The sequence below is a fragment of the Kaistia algarum genome (genome assembly GCF_026343945.1).
Lineage (GTDB): Bacteria > Pseudomonadota > Alphaproteobacteria > Rhizobiales > Kaistiaceae > Kaistia > Kaistia algarum.
Genome location: NZ_JAPKNJ010000001.1, coordinates 2,661,733 through 2,679,684, shown reverse-complemented (window position 1 = coordinate 2,679,684; position 17,952 = coordinate 2,661,733). Strand labels below are relative to the sequence as shown.

Genomic DNA, 17,952 nt, shown 5'->3' with positions numbered 1-17,952 from the left:
AAATTCTGAGGGCGGCGACCATGCCGAGGCGCGACAAACTATCCCGGGCCGAGCAGAAGGCGCGGCGGCCAACTCAGATCTTGGACGCAGCCTTTGAAGAATTCGTCGCCAAGGGCTTTTCCGCAACCCGCCTCGAGGATATCGCAGATCGCGTCGGCGTGACAAAAGGAACAATATACGTTTATTTTGAAACCAAAGAAGAATTATTCTCGGAGATGATTCGCCATATTTCGAATCCGATCGAGGAATTGCTTCGAGATTCGATGGATCTCACAGGTTCTTGCGTTGGTCGCCTTCAAAATCTATTGACATTGCTCTACGAGCGAGTATCCGATGATCGCCACACGCGAGAATTGGTCCGTCTGGTCATCTCGGAAGGAATGCGCTTTCCGCCTGTGGTTGCCCACCATCACGACGAGCTCATCGAGCCGCTGTTCAACTTGACCCAGGCTCTGCTCGACGAAGGCGTTGCGACCGGCGAATTCCGCGATGCTCCGGCCGCGCTGGCCCCCGTGGTCGTCGGGCCCCTTATGGCCTTGATGGTCGAGACGCTGATCTTCGGGCATCACCGCGACGGCGACGTGCCCCGCTATATTCGCGCCCATATCGACCTTGTGATGAATGGCCTGGTCGCCACCCGCTCCTGAACGACCCACGGGGCGTGGCGGGGACCACCTCGTCGGCCATCTCCTTTCGTGTGTCGGGATGACGACGCTGCAAAGTTTCGCTGCCGGCACGCCCAAGGCGTAGCGGGAGATGATCTACTGTCTGGACCATGCCGCGATGCATGGCCTCGGCTTCATGGTGGCACGATGACGGACATCGAACCGCTGCAGCGGCGGATCGCCCAAGCGCCGATCCTGACCAAGGGAGGATCCGTGGCGCTGGCCGAGCGATCGGCCGCCTATACTCTCAGCCCCCTTATCAGCGGCAGCCGCGAGATCGACGTCGGAACCGCCGACGTCGCCGAGGCAGCCGGATATCGTGCGTTACAATACGCCGCAGCCCCGCACTCCCAAGGATGCGCCGCCAGACTTGGGAAGGGGGTTGCTTTGACGTCGGCAGGATGGGGTCGAAGACGGAGGGGCAGGGGAAGCGCGATTCCTCAAGTCCTCGGACTGCTCGTGTCGGCTCGGTGCCGACCACCCGCCCCATCCTTTCTTGGCTTCAACAGCACCCCTTTTCTGGGGCAACCCTGAGACTACTGGCGGTCGAACCATGTCTTCCAGAGGGAAACGGCTGTGGCGAAGGTGCCGCGATGGTCGGTTTGGCCAGTCGATATGGCTTTGACGCGATCGTTACCACCGCCTATGCCCTGCTGGTAGTTCATCGCCAGCCTAGCGAGCCCGACGGAGACAACCTCGTCGGCCTCGCCATAATAGTTGCGGACCGGCGTCTTGATGATCCAGCGATAGGCCTGCGTCGCCAGGGCGATCTTGCCATAGGCGGAGTTGCCGAAGAAATCGGGATCGAAATATTCCGGGCGGATCAGCTTGGTGAGATCCGTCGGAATGTCGTTGAACTCATAGGGTCGGCGCTCATAGGCGCGCCGCGCTATGTCGTAATATTCGTCGGTGAAGAAGGATCGGGCGAGGCCGGGAAGGCCGTAATAGGTCTCGAAGGAGAACGCCGAGAGAATGTAGAGGAGATTGGTCGAAGCAGCGTCGTTCTGGCGCGGAAAGTCCAGAAAGCCGCTCAGCAGCGAATAGACGTCGGCCGGACCGCTCGCCATGGCGGCGCAGTCGACCTTGACGCCATCCTTCTCCAGACGTTCGAGGAAGGCCATCGTCGCAAAGCCCCCCAGCGACCAGCCGGCGAGGAAGAGCTTGCCGGTCGAGATCTGCATCTGCCCCAGCACAGCCTTGGAGGCGCGGAGCATGTCGAGGCTCGCCTGCTGCTGGCTGGCCATGACGCCGAAGCCTTCCGGCTCGGTCGATGCGCCCATGCCGAAATAATCGGCGCCGATGACGACATAGCCTTGGCCGGCGAACTGCGCGACCACCAGCTGCGTCTCCCCCGATTGGTCCGGGAACGACGGCACTTGCGTCTTCAGAAAGGCCGAGCCGTGCTGGTAGGACAGGATGGGCAAGTTGGTCGCACCGGTGTCCGGCACGGCAAGCAGGCCGGTCGCGACGATCGGCCGATTCTTCTGCTCGGGTACGACCGAGGAATAGGTGACCCGATAGAGGCGGACCGCATTCCTGGCCGTCGTATAGGGCACGGCGATATTGAAGAGCTTCGGCGCATCGACGGTCAAAATCTGGTTGAGCTTGTCGACATCCCAGCGGCCGATCAGCTCATAGCTCACCCCCGAGGGAACGGCAATCGGCGCCACGTCCGCCGCGCAAGCGGCGCCCGGGCTTGCCGATATGGCGACCAGGGCGACGGCGAGGGAGCCGACGAAGCCGAGCAGGCGGGACAAGATGGACCGCTCGAGGCGGGAAACGCCGACAGCCTCGGCGGCTTGGCGAGCACAGGCTTTCACGGACGCGCCTCCACCATAGCGCCTGGAGCGCCGGCCGCCGGAGTTTGAATCTGCAGGGTCGCGAGATCGCCGGAGCCGACTACCCCTTCGGGCGCGTTCGCGGGAAGCGCGATGCGGACGAGATAGACGATGCTGCCGGGGATGAAATAGGCGACGGCATCGTCGTCGAAAAACAGGTTCCTGGCTTCAGCCCGCGAAAGCGGCGTCTTCGAGATCGACCGGATCGTTCCGGCGAGGGGTTGATCGACATCCTTGCGGGCATGCGCGGGCAGAAGCGAGACTGTCATGCCCTGCTTGAGCAGCGGCACATCCGCGATGTCGACGAAGGCATAGGCCTGCAGCGTCGAATTGGCGTTCGACAGCGTCATCAGCACATCCTTCGCGTCGATGGATGCGCCACGCGTGATGAAGATCGAATTCACGATGCCGTCGCTGGGTGCGTGGATGGTGCGCAGGAATTCGTACTGGCTCTCGAGTTCGCCGAGCGCGATCCGCTGATCCTCTATCTGGCGCGACAGCGGCGCGAACTGCTCATAGCGCTGCTTCTGCATCTGGGCGATGCGCGAATCGACTTCCAGCAGAGCCAGCTTCTGCTTCATCAGTTCGTTGACGCTCTGATCGTACTGCACCTGGGCTTGGAACGCCGAACCGCTGGTCTCCAAGCCCTTGCTGCGGAGTTCGGTCTTGCCCTCCAGGATCTTCTTGTAGCCGTCGCGCTCCCTCTCGATCGTCGCGATAGCCTCGCCGATCTCCCGCCGATGCTCGGCTTCGAGTGCCAGCATGGCGTTCTGATACTGGTCGGCGAGCCCCGTCAGCTCCTGCAGATAGTCGCTGCGCCGCTGCAGCGACGCTTTCGTGGTGGCGATCTTCTCGTCAAGCAGCGGCGAGCGCAGCGCCAGCAGCACCTGCCCCTTGGTAACGACCTCGTCGGGGCCGATCTTGATGTCCTCGACGATTGCGGAACCGGCGGCATAGATCGGGTGCACGACGTCGAAATCGGGCGCCTCGGGCAGGAAGATGGCCCGCGCCTTGATCTCGGGCGGGCTCGCGGCGACACCCGCGCCGAGAGACGGCGCAGCCATCAGGGCGGATGCAAACGCGGCGATGATGCAGGCTGATATCCTGCGCGGCAGCGCGCCACGATCCGGCCTCGCCGTTTTCATCAACCACGCCATGATGGCTCTCCCGCTGGTAAGGTGTGATGCGTCTGGTCGTGCCGATGGACAGAAGCGGTCACTCGACTTGGATCAGAACGGGGACGGAGCCCTCAGACCCCGCGCTCCATGAACAGCCAGAACGGAAGCAGCCGGGGCGGCGGCTCCGCGCCAGCATAGGGCTCGCATGGCGAGAACCCGGCCGCTTGGTAGATCTTTTGGGCAGATTTCATGAAGATGCCGGTGTCGAGCCGCAGAACGCCGTAACCCAGCCGCCCCGCCTCTCCGACGAGATGGTTGACCGTCTGGAAGCCGAGGCCTTCGCCGCGGAAATCCGGACGCGTGAAGATGCGGACGATCTCCGCCGCTCCATCGGGAAGACGCCGCAGCCCCCCCATCGCCATGATCTCGCCGAACGGGCTTCTGCGAACATGGATTCCGCCGTCCTCAGGGCCGATCTCGGCAGCGATGTCGGTCGTGTAGCCGACATACTCGTCAATGGTCATACCGACGAGATCTGGAATGGAGAACTGACAGACCCTGACGAACTCGCCATTCATCCACTCGAAATATTCCTTCGTGATCGCGATGAATTCACTGCGATCACGATCCGACTGCATGTCGAGACGATCAAACGCCGCGCTGGTTGAAAGCATCATGCTCAGCTAGGTCCCGCTGCTGACAAAACGAGAATACGGAAAGCTGGAAGGAACCGCGCGTCCCGATCCGAGCGATTTCTATTCGCCATCGAACCCTGTCTTCCAGAGCGGGACGGCCGTAGCGAAGGTGCCGCGATGGTCGGTCTGGCCTGTCGATATCGCCTCAACCTTGTTGTTGCCGCCGCCAATGCCCTGCTGGTAGTTCATGACCAGCTTGCCAAGCCCGACAGACACGATCTCATCGGCTTCGCCATAATAGTTGCGCACTGGCGTCTTGATGATCCAGCGATAGGCCTGCGTCGCCAGTGCGATCTTGCCATAGGCCGAATTGGCCAGGAACTGCGCATCGAAATACTCAGGACGGACCAGTTTGTGGAGGTCCGCGGGGATCTCCTCGAACTTATACGGCTGGCGCTCGTAGACCTTCTTGGCGAGGTCGTAATATTCGTCGGTGATGACCGTGCGGGCGAGACCCGGCAGGCCGTAGTAGTTTTCGAAGGAGAAGGCCGACAGGATATAGAGCACATTGGCCCAGGTGGCGTCGTTCTGGCGCGGAAAGTCCAGGAAGCCGCTGAGGAGGGAAAAGATGTCGGCCGGACCGCTCGCCGTGGCCGCGCCGTCGACCTTGACGCCCACCTTCTCCAGACGTTCGAGGAAGGCCATCGTGACGAAGCCACCCTCGGACCAACCGCCGATGAAGAGCTTGCCGGTAGCGATCTTCATCTGGTCGAGCACGGCCCGCGAGGCGAGCAGCATGTCGAGGCTCGCCTGCTGCTGACTGCCGATGACGCCATAGCCTTCCGGCTCGGTCGACGTGCCCATGCCGAAATAATCGGCGCCGATGACGACATAGCCCTGGCCGGCGAACTGGGCCAGGATGAGCTGCGTCTCGGGCGACTGGTCCGGGAACGACGGCACCTGCGTCTTCAGATAGACCGTGCCATGCTGGTAGGACATGACGGGGAAGCTGGCCGCACTCGTATCCGGCACGGCGAGAAGGCCGGTCGCGACGATCGGCCGGTTGTTCTGCTCCGGCACGACCGAGGAATAGGTGACCCGATAGAGGCTGACGGCATTCTTTGCCGGCGTATAGGGTACCGCGATGTTGAAGAATTTCGGCGCATCGGCGTTAAGGATCTGGTTGAGCTTGTCGACGTCCCAGTGGCCGATCAGTTCATAGCTCACCCCGGATGGAACGGCGATCGGCGCCGCCTGGGCGGCGGGGGTCGCCTCCGCGGCGAGGACCACCGCGGGGCTGGCCAGCGCGATGGCCACGCTGCCGGCGAGGCCCGCGAGGAGCCCAAAAATACGTGACATGCCTGTCTCCTTTCGGCGGCGCCGGCTTTGTGCCGCCTTACAGGCGGCCTTGTGGTCGTAGTCCGTTCAACCCGATTTGGCCTCTGCGCACACTCCGCCCGGCGCGATAGACGGGGCGGCGCCGTCGCGGTCCCGGCTTGGTGCTATCGGGCGTATTTCTGTAGCAAATATCCCGTCGTCCACGAGATGGAGCCGGAGACTTTGCCGTCGACGACCACCTGATCGGCAACTGTCGTCTTGAACTGGTCCGGATTCGCGTGGAACAGGCCGCTGGGCCCGTAAAGCAGCGCATTCACATAGGCGGCGGCGGAACAGGCGCGCTGTTCATACTTCTTGCTGATCTTGAAATTGGCGACAGACCCGTCGGGAACGCACTTCTCCGCGATGGCCTTCGACAAGGCGGTCGCGCTTGGAAGCTGGGGCGCCGCGCCGATGGACTCGAACGCATAGCGAACCGCAGCGATGCCGTAGAAGGGCGCGGTGCTGTTGGCAACGGCCGGATCACCAAGATCCGCGAAGCGCTTCGCCAGCAGCGCGGAATAGGAGGCCTCGCATTGGGCCGGATCGAACGTCGCCGGTCCCGCGATTTTGACGAGCTTGCCCCCGATGATGTCGCCGGAATCCTCCGCCGGCTGCAAGCCGGTCGGGAAGCAGCGCACGCCGCCATCGGCGGGCGGGTTCTCCATGCGCATCGTCTTGCGGGCATCGTCCTGCCCGAGCCCGATATAGGTGCGATCGAAGACCGAGAACGTCTTGCCATTGATCGTCACCGCATAAATATTCTTGGACGGATCGGGCGCAGCCGTGGTCGGATAGCTGACCTGCATGGACGAGCCTCCGACCTCGACGACGCCGACCGGCGCTTTCTCCGTCCGGAAGGCGTCGCGATAGCGGTTATTTACGTCGATCCAGGTCCACAGCCCCTCTTCGGCGCTTCCGTCGGTGGTACGGACCTCTCCGGCCGCAAAACCCTTCTTCGTGATGAAGCGGCGTATACCGTCATAATAGGCATCGACTTCCGACGGATCATGGCTGCCGATCGGCTTCAGCGTGCTGCGCATGCCCGCTGTGGCGAGGAGATCGACGACGACATCGCCGTCATGCACGCCTCGCGCCTTCAGGGTCGGAGCGATGGCATCGAGAAGCGGCCCGATCACGGCGTCACCGACGGCATCGGGGCCCAGATCCTTCGTCGTTCCTCCGAGATGGTTGAGAAAATCGTCGATGCCCTCGTCGCCTGCCACACCCTTGTGCTTGGCGATCTCCTTGATGAGCGGATAGGGGCCGGGGACGATCTCGTACAGAAAAATGCGCGATCCGCTGCTGCCCGCATCAATGACGGCGGTATAGACGACCGCAGGCGCCGCAGCGACCCGCACGATCCCGACAGGCCCGGCGACAAGCATTGCCGCGAAACCAAGGCCAGCAACAAGGCGCAACTTCGATGTATTCATCATCTGTTTGTCGATCTCGATCGCATTTGCGGTATTCATCTCACGTTCCTGCGGGATCTCCGGTATTCGGATTTTCATATGGCTCGCCGTTGAGCAACCCGTCTCGGAGGATGGATATGGTTAGCGCACATATTCGCGTGCGAACCGCCTCACGCTCTCGCGTTGCAGTCCGCTAGTCGGTCCTTGCAAAGACATTTTCGATCGCGCGGCCGTGGATTGGACATCGACGACTTCCGACCACCGCCAATCGCAATGTCGACGCCGCGGAACTCGTCCAGCATCGGCATGCATACCGATCGCCAGGCAAGCCTCAAAAATGTTGCTCGGCGGTCTGTCGACTACTTACACGACTAGACTTCTGTCTTTTGCCCGCGACATGAGCACGCTCCCCCACCTTCGAACGACAAGTTATTCCAGATCGCGCCAACAGCGCTATGACAAAATTATCCGCCATGGTACCGAAAATATACGCTCATATACGCGCCGGGAAATTCCGTGATCCATGCGTAATTCTGATATTGGCAAGAAGCTGCGGAGCTGGCGCCGATCAAACGGCATCAAGCAGGACGCGATTGCGGCCGCGCTCGGCGTTTCGCAAGCCACGGTGTCGCGATGGGAAGGCGGGCTCGATATGCCGTCGATCGAGACATCGCGCCGGATAACCGATCTGGTCGCGACTCGAATTCGCGATGAACTCATGATCGAGAGCCGGTTTGTCGAGCGATTGTCGTCGGTTCAGGCGATTTTCGATATCGATGGCATTCGCCTCCAGGCGGCTTCGTCGGGATGCATACGCGCGTGGCCACTGTTTTCGCGGCTGGCGGGTCGCGCCTTCGAGTCGAGGATGATCGGAGAGAGCCGGATCATCCTCGACGATATCGAAACAAGAAGCAGCGTCATCAAAGGCGATATCGCCATGATCGTCGGCGTCAGTACCCAGCATCTCGATCTGGCAGGCGACGTGCCCTTCAAGCACCGCTGGATTTCCCGCTTCTGGTTTCACGGGCATCGCGTATTCACGACATTGGCCTATGAGCCGTGCGATGCCGACACGCCTGTCGGGATCGAACAAGTTTTCCGTCTGGACGACATTGCCAAGCGCTAGCGGAATCATCTTAAGGCGGCGTGGCACGAGTCTCGTCATCATGCCGCGTGCTCGATGATGCGCCTGTACCTGCAACGCGGTCACGAGAGCGACTGAAATCGGCCGCCTGAGGAAATTTCGCCCGCCTGGCGAGCCCCGGAGCGGCTGGTGGGCTGCCATCAGCCATCCGAGGATGGCCGCCGCGGTGCCGATCGCGTAACCGGAAAGAGGCGGAAGCCGATCCGGGGCGCGATCAGGCTCCAGAGCCCGCCCCGCGCGAACAACATGGTCGCCACCGACAGGGCGCCGAGGCCGACCATGTACCAGCTGCCCCAATCCGAGAACTGCTCGCGCAGGACGAAGAACAGCAGGCAGCCGATCAGCGGTCCCTCGATGCTGCCGATGCCGCCGATGACGACCATGAAGATCACCAGCACCGTCCAGTCGTTGACGCTGAAGGCGACCTCCGGCGAGATTCGCAGCTTCTGCAGGAAGATCAGCGCGCCGAGGAAACCGGTGACGCCGGCGCAGATGACATAGACCTGCAGCTTGAGCCGGCGTGTGACCACGCCCGCGCTCTCGGCCGCGACCTCGTCGTCGCGGATCGCGGCGAGCCCGAGACCGAGGCGCGAGCGCATCAGCGCCCAGATGCAACCGATCACGGCGACGCAGGCGGCCAGCGTGATCCAGTAGATGATGCTGTCGCGCGTGCCGCGATCCGCCGAGATCGTTTTGACCAAGCCAACCGGGAGCGAGATTCCGGAGCCGCCGCCGAGCGCCCCGACCTGCGCGAAGCCAAGGCGGTACACTTCCGCGATCACCCAGGTGCCGATGGCGAAATAGGGTCCCGACAGGCGGAAGGCGACCAGGGCCGTCGGCCAGGCGGCGAGCGCCGCGACCAGTCCGGCGACAGGCAGGGCCAGAAGCGGCGGAACCCCGGCCAGGATGGCCAGCGAGAACAGCGTGTAGCCGCCGAGCCCGACGAAAGCCTGCTGGCCGATCGAGATGAGACCGGCATAGCCGGCCATCAGGTTCCAGAGCTGCGCGAGCGCGACATAGGTCATGAACTCGACCAGAAGCCGCTGCGAGCCGCCCGACGCCCAGAGCGGCACGCTGGCCATCGCAAGAACGATGGCTGCGAGGATGGCGAGGCGTAGCGGCATGACGCTGCGCCGTGGGTGGCCGGGCATGGCGACGGTCATGGTCATGGGCGCTGCCTCGGGAAAAGCCCCTGCGGACGCAGGACCAGGATGAGGAGGAAGACGACGTGGCCGGCGAGGATCTGGTAGCCCGGATCGATCGCCGCGCCGAGGCCTTGCGCGACGCCGAGGATGATGCCGCCGGCGAGCGTTCCCCAGAGCGATCCGAGCCCGCCGATGATCACCGCCTCGAAGGCGAAAAGCAGGCGGATCGGGCCGGACGAGGGATCGAAATTGGTCTTGATCGCCATCAGCATACCGGCCAGCGCGACGACGCCCGAGGCGATTGCCGTCGCGATCGCGAAGAGATGCCGCCGATCGGCTCCCATCAGCCCGACGATCTCGGCGTCATCCGACGTGGCGCGCATCAGGCGACCGGTATTGGTCTGCGACATGAACAGGCCGAGCCCGCCCAGCACGACAAGCGCCGCTACAAACATAAGCAGGGGCACGAAGCCGATCTGGAATGGACCGAGCGGGAGCGAAGCGGTGTCGAGCCAGCCGGCATTGAGGCGGCGCGAATTGGCGCTGAAGCCTTCGAGCATCAGGTTCTGCAGCATGACCGAGAAGCCGAAGGTGAGCAGGATGCCCGGCATGATGTCGCGACCCATGACGCGGTTCAGCACCAGCCGCTGGCCGAGATAGCCAAAGGCGGCAAAGGCCGGCACCAGGATTACGACCGCGAGGAGCGGCGGCAGACCGAGCCTATCGACGAGCAGCAGCGCGCCGAAGGCCGCGGCGACGATGAAATCGCCATGCGCCAGGTTGACGAAGCGCATGACGCCGAACATCAGCGAGAGGCCCGCAGCGAAGAGCGCGTAGAGCCCGCCGAGGAGAACGCCCTGCAGGATGGCGTTGAGCAGGTCGGTCATGCGGCTGACCTCGTTCGTCCGAAATAGGCGGCGCCGATCTGGTCGCGCGTCAGGTTCTTCGAGCGGCCGGCGAGGTTCACCCGCCCCTCCTGCAGACAATAGAGCCGGTCAGAAATCTCCGTCGCGCGGCCGATATCCTGCTCGACGACGATCACCGCCGTTCCTGCCGCACGGATTGCCGGGAGGCTCTCATAGATGTCGCGGACGACCACGGGCGCAAGGCCGAGGCTGACCTCGTCCAGCAGCAGCAGTTCGGGATTGGCCATGAGGGCGCGGCCGATGGCGACGGCCTGCTGCTGTCCGCCGGAGAGCTCGCTCGCGCCTTGGCGGCGCTTCTCCTTAAGGATCGGGAACAAAGCCTGCACCGTCTCCAGCGACCACGGCCCTCTGCGCCCGCCCGTGGCGCCGAGGCGCAGATTCTCCTCGACCGAAAGCGAGGCGAAGAGCCGGCGTCCCTCGGGCGACATCGCCACGCCGGATCTGGCGATCCGGAAGGCCGGCTCGCCCGCGATATTGCTGCCGCGCAGCAGGATGGAACCCGGCCGGGTCGGCAGAAGGCCGGTGACGCTCGCGAGAAAGGTCGATTTTCCGGCGCCGTTGGCACCGACGAGCGCCACCACCTCGCCCGCCTCGACTTCGAGATCGACGCCGAACAGCGCCTGGAAATCGCCATAGAACGCATCGAGGTTTCGGACCGACAGAAGGTTCGTCATGCAGGAACTCCGAGATAGATCTCCTGCACCTGCCGGCTCGCGAAAACTTCCCTGGGATCGCCTTCGGCGATCTTCGCGCCGAACGAGATCACCGCCAAGCGATCGACGACGGCGAAGAGCGCGTGGACGACGTGCTCGATCCAGATGATGGCGACGCCCTCCTTGCGAATGTCGCGGATCGCCTCGATCAGGCTCTCGCATTCGAGATCGGTGAGCCCGCCGGCGATCTCGTCCAGCAGCAGGACACGCGGCCGCGTCGCGAGGCCGCGGGCCAGTTCGAGACGCTTGCGCTCCAGGAGGCGCAGCCGGCCGGCGGGCACGTCGGCGAGATGGCCGAGGCCGAGCCGGTCGAGAATGGAGAGGCAATCGCTGCCCGCCATGGCCGCCGCCTCGCCGGCACCGAATTCCGCGGCGACCAGCAGGTTCTCATAGACGGTCAACCCGACCCAGGGCCGCGGGATCTGGAAGCTGCGGCCGATCCCGGCACGGCAGCGCGCGGCAGCCGGCAGCGCGGTGATATCCCGCCCGGCGAGGCGGATCGTGCCACGGTTCGGGCGAACCGAGCCGGCGATCAGGTTGAACAGCGTCGACTTGCCGGCGCCATTCGGACCGATGATGCCGAGCGCGTCGCCCGCATCGACGGCGATCGACACGTCGTCGACGACCTTCAATGCGCCATAGCTCTTTCCAAGTCCGGTCGCTTCGAGAAGCATGGTTCCCTCCCCGGCATGCGCGGGCGGGGCCGCCTGACGGCAGCCCCGTTCGCCGTCAGCCGCCGATCAGGCGCATCGCGGCGCTGGTCGGGATTTCGGGATGGGCGCCGTTCTCGACGATCGCGAGCTGAGGCTTGCCGTCCGCGACCGACCACTGGCCGCCGACGAGCGGCGTCTTGGAGATGCCCGGCACCGGACCGGTGGTGAAGTTCACCTTGCCGACGATGGAATCGTAGTTCGTTGCGCGGATCGCATCGCGGATCGCCTCCGGCTTGGTCGGATCGCCGGACCGCTTCAGCGAGTCGACCACGACCTCGAGCAGCGAGTGCTTGAAGGCGAGCGGCATCGTCCAGGGCTTGCCGGTCGCGGTCTCATAAGCGTCGGCCAGTTCCTTCGAAGACTGGCCGGTAAAGCCGGACTTGAAGGGGTGGCTCGGGCTCCACCACACTTCCACGGAGAGGCCGTCGCCCCGTTCGCCGAGGCTGGAGATCACCTGCGGGAATTCCAGCGCCTTGCCGAAGGTGACGACCTTGGGATGAAAGCCCTGCTGGGCCGCCTGGGTCCAGAAGGTCGCGAAATCCGGCGGCGGCACGACGCCCGTCACGATCTCGACGCCGGCATTCTTGAAGGCGGTGATCTGGGCGGTGAAATCATCCGACATCACCTGATGGCGGCCGGGATCGACCAGCTTGTAGCCCTTCTCGGCGAGAACCGGGGGAAAGCCCATCTTGGGATCGCCCCAGCCATTGCCGTCCGGGTCGTTCGGCCACAGCGCGCCGACGACCTTGTTGGTCTCCACCTTCTCCCAGATGCCGGTGAAGGTGGCGATCACATCCTCAAGGCCCCAGAAGAAGTGGTTGGTCCACTCGAATCCCTTGGCCGGATCGCCGCCGCGACCGAAGAAATGCGGCTGCCAGGGCGTATCGTTGGTGATGCAGGGGACGCCGTTCAGTTCGGCCTGGTCGGCGACAGGATTGGTGGTGTCGGGCGTCGAGGTTGCGGTGAGGATATGCACCGCGTCATTCAAGATCAGCTCCTGTGCCACGGTCGCGGCGCGGTTCGAGCTCGACTGGCTGTCCTTGACGATGATCTCGACGGCCCATTTCTCGCCATTGATGTCGATGCCGTCGGCGAGACCTTTGCGGAACTGTTCGAGCACGAAAGCATCGGGCTCGGCGAAGACGGCGAGCGGTCCCGTCTGGGGCGTGACGAAGCCGACACGGATCACCCGGTCCGCGGCAAACGACAGGCGCGGAAGCGCAGCCGCGGCGCCGAGCGCCAGCGCCGCCCGGCCAAAGCTGCGCCGGCTTATCATCATCGGCCGCGGCTTCCTGCCATCGGCGGCGAAATCGGTCATCTGGGTCTCCTCCCCCGTGTGGATGCGGCCGACGGTCCGGGACCGGTCGATGGGCCGGCAGGTGCTTCGGTATGATCCCCGGGTTATGGATCCGACCTCCTCTGCCGAGGCGCGGCCCACGCGCATGCGGGGCCGGCAACGGCGGTCGATCCTCCCGAGGCCCGCGGGCCTGCCCATGGATAAGAGGCGGCGGCCCGGATGCTCGCAATGGCGCGGGAGGTATCCTGCGATACCCACCAGCCGCCGGAGATCCTCGCAGCGCAGCGCCCTTCAAACGCTCGGCGCGCCGAGGAAACCTCTGAGCAGGCGCAGATACGCATCCGGCTGCTCGATGCAGGGCAGATGGCCGGCGCCCTCGATACAAACAAACGCCGCTTGCGGGATCAGCGCCGCCGTCGACTGGACCAACGCGGGCGGCGTGGCACCATCTTCGCTGCCCGCAATGACGAGGACGGGTTGCCGTATCGCTGTGCAGGCGGCGGTCAGGTCCGCGCCGGCCAGTGCCTCGCAGCAGCCGAGATACCCCGCGAGATCGCAGCGGGTCAGCATCGCCCGCCATCCGGCCAGTTCCTCCGGATGATCGCGTCGCCAGCGGGCGGAGAACCAGCGCTCAAGGATCGGATCCGCGATCGACGCGATGCCGCCACGCTCCAGTGCACCGATGCGGTCCGACCACATCTGCGGCGAGCCGATGCGCGCAGCGGTGTTCGACAGGACCAGCCTGTCGATGCGGCGGGGATACGCATCGGCGAGCGCCATGGCGATCTGCCCGCCGATCGACAGGCCGACGACATGGGCACGCTCGACGCCGAACGCATCCAGCACCGACAGCGCATACGCAGCGAGCTGGCGGATGGAATAAGGTCGCTCGGCCGCCTCGGACAGACCGTGGCCGGGCTTGTCGAAGCGGATCACCCGGAACGGGCCAGCCAGTGCATCGGCGACCCCGTCCCACATGCGCAGCTCGGTTCCGAGCGAATTCAGCAGCAAGACCGTCGGCGCCCCGACGGGTCCATCCACCTTCACATGCAGGCAGGTGCCATGCGCGCGAACCATCAGCATCGAGTGCGTTCTCCTGTGGGGCCGCAAGGAAGCCCTCGCGAAACCAAGGGTGACAATGCGCCCTGACGTGTTGTCTGATACCTGAAAGGTATCACACACCGCGCTATGATGCGGCTTCGATCGCATTCCGCTCGGGGAGGACGGGATGGAGTTCAAGCGTCTCAAATATTTTCTGGCCGTGGCGGAGGAACTGCATTTCGGCCGCGCGGCGACACGCCTCGACATGGCGCAGCCGCCTTTGTCGCGCCAGATCGCGACACTCGAGGCCGAACTCGGCGTCCAGCTTTTCGACCGCAGCCGCAGCCAGATCCGCCTGACGCAGGCCGGAGCGGTGCTGCAGGACCATGCCCGTCAGATCCTCGACCGGCTCGACGCGGCCTATCGCGAGACCAAGCTGATCGGCTCGGGCGGCGCCGGGCGCATCCGCATTGCCTTTGTCGGCTCGGCCTCGCACGGCCTCCTGCCGACGCTGATCAAGTCCTTCCGATCCTTCTATCCCGATGTCGAGCTGGCGCTGTCGGCCATGAACAACGCCGAATTGCAGCACGCCCTGGTGAGCCGCGAGATCGATATCGCCGTGGCGAGGCCCGAGCTGAAGGACGAGGAGTTCCGGCGCGAATTGCTGTGCCGCGAGCGTCTCATCCTGGCTTTGCCCGACAATTCGCGTTTCTCGGGCCAGACCGAGGTGCAGCTGACGGATCTCGCCGACCAGACCTTCGTGCTCTATCCACGCCGTCCGCGGCCAAGCTATGCCGATGTCGTGCTCGGCATCTGCGAGCGTGAAGGCTTCAAGCCGGCGGGTCTGGAACTGACACAGGATTTCCAGAGCGCCATCAGCCTCGTCTCGGTCGGCGTCGGCCTGTCGGTCGTCCCGGAATCCGTCGGCCGCACCCAGCGCCCTGGCGTCATCTATCGTCCCTATGTCGGCTATAATCCGGGCACGGCGCTGACGGTGCACGCGAGGCTCGACAACCGCGCGCCACAGGTGATGAACTTCATGGACATCACGCGGAAATTCGCCCGCAAGCAATGACGCGGCGGATCAGCCCGCCGGGCGCGGATCGTCGCGGAACGCCGTCGGCGGAACCGAGGCCCGCGCGCTGAATGCGGCGTGCCAGGTAGCGAGCGCGGGGCGCCCGTCGCGCCAGGTCTCGCTGGCGAACCGGAAATCCAGATAGGCGAGCGCGACACCGATCGTCAGATGCCCGATGTCGAACGGGCGCTGTTCCAGATCGGGCACATGCGCCTCGAGCCAGTCGGCAATGCGGACGAGCTTGAGGCGGTAGACGCTCACCAGTTCGTCCGAGCGCTGGGCTTCGGCGCGCATGCGCGTCTCCACCAGCCAAGCGAGCGCGATGTCGAGCAGGCCATTTCCCAAAGCCTCGTCGCGCTCGGCCTCGACCTGGCCGGGCCCTGGCGGAAACAGGCGCGGTCCCGCCTGCGACTGTTCGTCGGCCCAGCGGCAGATGACATGGCTGTCGAACAGCACCTGGCCGTCGTCCAGTTCGAGCGTCGGGATCTTGGACAGCGGATTGAGCCGCATCAGCCCTGCATGCGGGATCATCGGGTCGGCATGGGTCCGGACGGTGCGAACTTCGTCCGCCAGACCCTTCTCGTGCAGCGTGACCATCACCTTGCGGACATAGGGCGAGCGCGGCGACCAGTGCAGCAGCGGCATGGCTCAGCCCTTCCGGCGCGCCGCGCGCAGGACGTCCTCATCGATGGTCACGCCCAGCCCCGGGCCGGTGGGGCAGTGGATATGGAAGTCCCGAAAGACGATCTCGCCCTGCGTGAGGTCGGTCTTGAGGATCTTCGGGCCGAAATGCTCGCAACCCCATTCGAGCTGCGGCAGCGTCGAGAACACGGCGAGATGCGCCGCGGCGCCGATGCCGGTCTCCAGCAGGCAGCCACCATAGAGTTCGAGCCCGCAGGCCTGCGCGATTGCCGCGGCGCGCTTCATATTGAGCAACCCGCCGCTCTTCACGAGCTTCAGCGAATAGACGCTGCCGGCGGCGCCGATGGCATTGGCGACGATTTCCGGGCCGGTGAACGCCGCTTCATCGATCATGATCGGGATCGCGCTACGGGCCGCGATGCGCGCCGTCGCCGCGATCAGCCCCGGCCGCAAGGGCTGCTCGATGAGCACGACACCAAGCTCGGCGAGGCGCGGCAGGAAGCGAATGGCGGTCGCCTCGGTCCAGCCCTGGTTGACGTCGCAGACGATCTCGCAGCCCGGCAGCGCCTCGGCGATCTTCGCCAGGCGGATCATGTCGTCGGCGGGCGAATGGAAGCCGAGCTTGATCTTGAAGCGGCGATGCTCGCGCGCCGAAAGCTTGGCCTTCGCCTCCTCGATCTCCTGTTCCGCATCGCCCGAGGCCAGCGCCCACAACACCTCGATCCGGTCGCGGACCGCGCCGCCGAGCAACTGGCTCGCCGGCAGGCCGAGCGCCTTGCCGGCCGCATCGAACAGCGCGCCATCGACGCCGGCGCGAGCGGCATTGTTGCGGTTCGCGGCCTTGGCCATGAGCATTGCGTTGCGCTCGAAATCGAGCGCGCTCCGCCCACGGATCGCCGGGGCGATATAGGTGTCGATGTTCGCCTTGATCGCCTCGACACTCTCCTCGGCCCAGCGCGGACCGCCGAGCGTCGACGCCTCGCCATATCCGACCGTGCCGCCCGCGAGGACCACCTTCACGATCACATAGGACTGGACGCTGATCTCGGTGTTCGACAGGCGGTGCCGCCGCGTGGTCGGACAATCGACGATGACCGTCTCGACGGCGGCAATCGCATGGCCCCGCGGCGCCTCGGCAACGGAGACCGGAAAGGCGAGCTCCGCTGTGTCCGGCTTGTGCATCATGATCGTCCCTGGTGTGTGCGCATGCATGGCGGCTTGGAGGAAGAGAATGCGACACCGCACCTCGGCAGGGGCGCGACGTCGCGGGTTGCCGGCTATTCGGCGGCCATGCGCTGCTCGGCGGCGATCGGCAGGGTGAAGTCGAACCGCAGCACGAGATCCGTGTCCGCGCCCGCCGGCGCCTTGCGGAATTCGCCGATCAGCTCCTCCTTGACGGCGAAGACCGAGTCTTCGTCGAGATAGGGGCTTTCGCCGTCGAAGATCTGCGAGATCAGGGGCCGATAGCCTTCGCGGGTCACCATCATGTGCAGATGTCCCGGACGCATCTGATGATGCCCCATATAGCGGATCAGCTCGCCCGCGGTCTCGTCGCCGGGGATCGGATAGGGCACGGGGCGGATGGCACGGAAGGCATAGTGACCGTGCTCGTCGCTCTCGAAGCGGCCGCGGAGATTATAGTCCGGCTGGTCGGGATCGTGGTTCTCGTAGAGCCCGTTCGGCGCGTCCTCCCACACATCGACGATGGCGCCCGGGATCGGCTTGCCGTCGACGTCGCGGATGTAGCCCTCGACATAGACGGTTTCCTGCGTGTCGAACGCCTTCTGGACCGTCGAGGCTCCCTTCGGCAGGATCGGGGCGTTGTCGCGGAAGAACGGGCCGAGCACCGTCGACGTCGTCTCGCTGCCCGCGATCGGATTGGAGAGCATGTCGACCAGCACTTCGACGCCGACGATATCCGCGAGGAGGATGAACTCCTGGCGCTTGTCGGAACAGGTCTGGCCGGCGCGGGCCAGGAAGTCGCAAGCCGCGAGGAATTCCGGGTGGGTCAGGTTCACCTCCCGGCAGAAATCATGAAGGTGATGGAGCAGGCTCGTCATGATCTCGCGCTGGCGCGCCGGGATCGCCTGATGCTTGCCCAGGGACTGGGTGACGACGTCCGTGACGTTCTCGATGGTGACGTTGCGCATGGTGTTCCTCCTCAATCAGGGTCCCGGCACATGGCCGGGGGCGGGCGCCTCCTGTGCC

17 protein-coding genes are annotated in these 17,952 nt (G+C 64.7%); 3 read left to right on the top strand and 14 right to left on the bottom strand.

The features are described from left to right. Nucleotides 1-20 precede the first annotated feature (20 nt). Entirely contained in the window at nucleotides 21-647 is a 627-nt protein-coding gene (locus OSH05_RS12855; RefSeq protein WP_104219835.1) for a TetR/AcrR family transcriptional regulator, read from the top strand. 554 nt (nucleotides 648-1,201) lie between these two features. Here OSH05_RS12855 and OSH05_RS12850 read toward each other — a convergent pair. The 5 genes from OSH05_RS12850 to OSH05_RS12830 form a co-directional block, all read right to left on the bottom strand. Then, on the bottom strand, nucleotides 1,202-2,422 hold the full coding sequence (locus OSH05_RS12850; protein WP_207778775.1) for an alpha/beta hydrolase family protein: 1,221 nt from the start codon (nucleotides 2,420-2,422) through the stop codon (nucleotides 1,202-1,204). Between the two features lie 59 nt (nucleotides 2,423-2,481). After that, nucleotides 2,482-3,660 (bottom strand): HlyD family secretion protein, encoded by a 1,179-nt coding sequence (locus tag OSH05_RS12845; protein ID WP_104219738.1) that lies wholly within the window; start codon nucleotides 3,658-3,660, stop codon nucleotides 2,482-2,484. 92 nt (nucleotides 3,661-3,752) lie between these two features. Then, on the bottom strand, nucleotides 3,753-4,298 hold the full coding sequence (locus OSH05_RS12840) for a GNAT family N-acetyltransferase (protein ID WP_104219737.1): 546 nt from the start codon (nucleotides 4,296-4,298) through the stop codon (nucleotides 3,753-3,755). A gap of 78 nt (nucleotides 4,299-4,376) precedes the next feature. Next, a complete protein-coding gene (locus tag OSH05_RS12835) occupies nucleotides 4,377-5,615 on the bottom strand; it encodes an alpha/beta hydrolase family protein (protein WP_104219736.1) in 1,239 nt (412 codons plus the stop codon). 143 nt (nucleotides 5,616-5,758) lie between these two features. Further along, nucleotides 5,759-7,108 carry an acetate and sugar kinases/Hsc70/actin family protein gene (locus OSH05_RS12830; RefSeq protein WP_165801617.1) on the bottom strand — a complete coding sequence of 450 codons (1,350 nt, stop codon included), beginning with the start codon at nucleotides 7,106-7,108 and terminating at the stop codon, nucleotides 5,759-5,761. A 463-nt stretch (nucleotides 7,109-7,571) separates the two neighbouring features. On the opposite strand from OSH05_RS12830, the gene OSH05_RS12825 reads away from it, so the two are divergent. Further along, complete coding sequence (locus tag OSH05_RS12825) at nucleotides 7,572-8,174, top strand: helix-turn-helix domain-containing protein (RefSeq protein WP_104219734.1); 603 nt, start codon at nucleotides 7,572-7,574, stop codon at nucleotides 8,172-8,174. Between the two features lie 158 nt (nucleotides 8,175-8,332). On the opposite strand, the gene OSH05_RS12820 is transcribed toward OSH05_RS12825, so the two are convergent. The 6 genes from OSH05_RS12820 to pcaD all read right to left on the bottom strand — a co-directional run bounded on the left by OSH05_RS12820 (nucleotide 8,333) and on the right by pcaD (nucleotide 14,069). Beyond that, nucleotides 8,333-9,361: a branched-chain amino acid ABC transporter permease gene (locus tag OSH05_RS12820; protein ID WP_266352301.1), complete on the bottom strand. Its 1,029-nt coding sequence runs from the start codon at nucleotides 9,359-9,361 to the stop codon at nucleotides 8,333-8,335. Continuing rightward, nucleotides 9,358-10,224, bottom strand: a complete 867-nt coding sequence (locus OSH05_RS12815; RefSeq protein WP_104219733.1) for a branched-chain amino acid ABC transporter permease — start codon at nucleotides 10,222-10,224, stop codon at nucleotides 9,358-9,360. Before OSH05_RS12815 ends, OSH05_RS12820 begins: the two co-directional genes overlap by 4 nt. Then, entirely contained in the window at nucleotides 10,221-10,937 is a 717-nt protein-coding gene (locus OSH05_RS12810) for an ABC transporter ATP-binding protein (RefSeq protein ID WP_104219732.1), read from the bottom strand. The genes OSH05_RS12815 and OSH05_RS12810 overlap by 4 nt, the downstream gene beginning before the upstream one ends. Continuing rightward, the gene (locus tag OSH05_RS12805; protein ID WP_104219731.1) at nucleotides 10,934-11,650 is read right to left on the bottom strand and encodes an ABC transporter ATP-binding protein; all 717 of its coding nucleotides are present in this window, start codon (nucleotides 11,648-11,650) and stop codon (nucleotides 10,934-10,936) included. The genes OSH05_RS12810 and OSH05_RS12805 overlap by 4 nt, the downstream gene beginning before the upstream one ends. A 55-nt stretch (nucleotides 11,651-11,705) precedes the next feature. Next, complete coding sequence (locus OSH05_RS12800; RefSeq protein WP_207778773.1) at nucleotides 11,706-12,965, bottom strand: ABC transporter substrate-binding protein; 1,260 nt, start codon at nucleotides 12,963-12,965, stop codon at nucleotides 11,706-11,708. A 312-nt stretch (nucleotides 12,966-13,277) separates the two neighbouring features. Beyond that, complete coding sequence (gene pcaD / locus OSH05_RS12795) at nucleotides 13,278-14,069, bottom strand: 3-oxoadipate enol-lactonase (protein WP_104219730.1); 792 nt, start codon at nucleotides 14,067-14,069, stop codon at nucleotides 13,278-13,280. Nucleotides 14,070-14,214: 145 nt separating this feature from the next. Here pcaD and OSH05_RS12790 point away from each other — a divergent pair, with 145 nt between their 5' ends. After that, nucleotides 14,215-15,102 (top strand): LysR family transcriptional regulator, encoded by an 888-nt coding sequence (locus OSH05_RS12790; protein ID WP_104219729.1) that lies wholly within the window; start codon nucleotides 14,215-14,217, stop codon nucleotides 15,100-15,102. Between the two features lie 9 nt (nucleotides 15,103-15,111). On the opposite strand, the gene OSH05_RS12785 is transcribed toward OSH05_RS12790, so the two are convergent. The 3 genes from OSH05_RS12785 to OSH05_RS12775 all read right to left on the bottom strand — a co-directional run bounded on the left by OSH05_RS12785 (nucleotide 15,112) and on the right by OSH05_RS12775 (nucleotide 17,894). Continuing rightward, nucleotides 15,112-15,747 carry a glutathione S-transferase family protein gene (locus OSH05_RS12785; protein ID WP_104219728.1) on the bottom strand — a complete coding sequence of 212 codons (636 nt, stop codon included), beginning with the start codon at nucleotides 15,745-15,747 and terminating at the stop codon, nucleotides 15,112-15,114. Nucleotides 15,748-15,750: 3 nt separating this feature from the next. Beyond that, nucleotides 15,751-16,929 (bottom strand): muconate/chloromuconate family cycloisomerase, encoded by a 1,179-nt coding sequence (locus tag OSH05_RS12780; protein WP_266352299.1) that lies wholly within the window; start codon nucleotides 16,927-16,929, stop codon nucleotides 15,751-15,753. A 92-nt stretch (nucleotides 16,930-17,021) separates the two neighbouring features. Further along, nucleotides 17,022-17,894 (bottom strand): dioxygenase family protein, encoded by an 873-nt coding sequence (locus OSH05_RS12775; RefSeq protein WP_104219726.1) that lies wholly within the window; start codon nucleotides 17,892-17,894, stop codon nucleotides 17,022-17,024. Between the last annotated feature and the right edge of the window lie 58 nt (nucleotides 17,895-17,952).

Excerpts from the sequence above, each read along its gene's own strand:
- OSH05_RS12805 (WP_104219731.1), bottom strand. The coding sequence starts at position 11,650 with ATGCTTCTCGAAGCGACCGGACTTGGAAAGAGCTATGGCGCATTGAAG.
- OSH05_RS12825 (WP_104219734.1), top strand. The coding sequence starts at position 7,572 with ATGCGTAATTCTGATATTGGCAAGAAGCTGCGGAGCTGGCGCCGATCA.
- OSH05_RS12810 (WP_104219732.1), bottom strand. The coding sequence starts at position 10,937 with ATGACGAACCTTCTGTCGGTCCGAAACCTCGATGCGTTCTATGGCGAT.
- OSH05_RS12780 (WP_266352299.1), bottom strand. The coding sequence starts at position 16,929 with ATGATGCACAAGCCGGACACAGCGGAGCTCGCCTTTCCGGTCTCCGTT.
- OSH05_RS12790 (WP_104219729.1), top strand. The coding sequence starts at position 14,215 with ATGGAGTTCAAGCGTCTCAAATATTTTCTGGCCGTGGCGGAGGAACTG.
- OSH05_RS12815 (WP_104219733.1), bottom strand. The coding sequence starts at position 10,224 with ATGACCGACCTGCTCAACGCCATCCTGCAGGGCGTTCTCCTCGGCGGG.
- OSH05_RS12855 (WP_104219835.1), top strand. The coding sequence starts at position 21 with ATGCCGAGGCGCGACAAACTATCCCGGGCCGAGCAGAAGGCGCGGCGG.
- OSH05_RS12835 (WP_104219736.1), bottom strand. The coding sequence starts at position 5,615 with ATGTCACGTATTTTTGGGCTCCTCGCGGGCCTCGCCGGCAGCGTGGCC.
- OSH05_RS12785 (WP_104219728.1), bottom strand. The coding sequence starts at position 15,747 with ATGCCGCTGCTGCACTGGTCGCCGCGCTCGCCCTATGTCCGCAAGGTG.
- OSH05_RS12840 (WP_104219737.1), bottom strand. The coding sequence starts at position 4,298 with ATGATGCTTTCAACCAGCGCGGCGTTTGATCGTCTCGACATGCAGTCG.
- OSH05_RS12830 (WP_165801617.1), bottom strand. The coding sequence starts at position 7,108 with ATGAATACCGCAAATGCGATCGAGATCGACAAACAGATGATGAATACA.
- OSH05_RS12800 (WP_207778773.1), bottom strand. The coding sequence starts at position 12,965 with ATGATAAGCCGGCGCAGCTTTGGCCGGGCGGCGCTGGCGCTCGGCGCC.
- OSH05_RS12845 (WP_104219738.1), bottom strand. The coding sequence starts at position 3,660 with ATGGCGTGGTTGATGAAAACGGCGAGGCCGGATCGTGGCGCGCTGCCG.
- OSH05_RS12820 (WP_266352301.1), bottom strand. The coding sequence starts at position 9,361 with ATGACCATGACCGTCGCCATGCCCGGCCACCCACGGCGCAGCGTCATG.
- OSH05_RS12775 (WP_104219726.1), bottom strand. The coding sequence starts at position 17,894 with ATGCGCAACGTCACCATCGAGAACGTCACGGACGTCGTCACCCAGTCC.
- pcaD (WP_104219730.1), bottom strand. The coding sequence starts at position 14,069 with ATGCTGATGGTTCGCGCGCATGGCACCTGCCTGCATGTGAAGGTGGAT.